The 588-nt window shown below is 44.6% G+C and carries 1 pseudogene; it reads left to right on the top strand.

What is annotated here, in order from left to right:
• Positions 1-588: pseudogene (locus R7Q09_RS27075) on the top strand (sodium-dependent transporter); the annotation flags it as partial.

Here is a 588-nt window from a genome sequence, read left to right on the forward strand (position 1 = left end):
TCAAAGTTGGGGAACCGACACTAACGCGTTTTTCTTTAGCGAATACCTAAAGTTAGGTGATAACTCACCAACAAACTTAGGCGGTATTCAATGGAAAATTGCTATAGCGATGACCATTGCTTGGGCTGTCACTTACATTGCCATTGCAAGTGGCGTTAAGTCCGGCATCGAACGCGCATCAAAAATCATGATGCCAATTCTATTCTTGATGGTTCTATTTCTGATCGGTCGCATGGTATTCCTACCAGGTGCACTCGATGGTGTGAACTATATGTTCGAACCCGATTTCAGCAAGATTTGGGACGTAAAAGTATGGGCTGCCGCGTATGGTCAAATCTTCTTTACCCTAAGTATCGGCTTTGCAATTATGTTGGCCTACTCAAGCTACTTGCCTGAGAAGTCTGACATCACTAACAACGCCTTTATGACCGTACTGATCAACTGTGGTTTCTCTATCCTTGCAGGTATCATGATCTTCTCTGTATTGGGTTACATGGCTCAAGAGCAAGGTAAACCACTAACAGAAGTTGTCTCTGCCGGCGTAGGCCTTGCCTTTGTTACGTTACCTGCGGCAATTAACCTATTGCC

It is taken from the genome of Vibrio sp. 2130-1 (assembly GCF_033339515.1).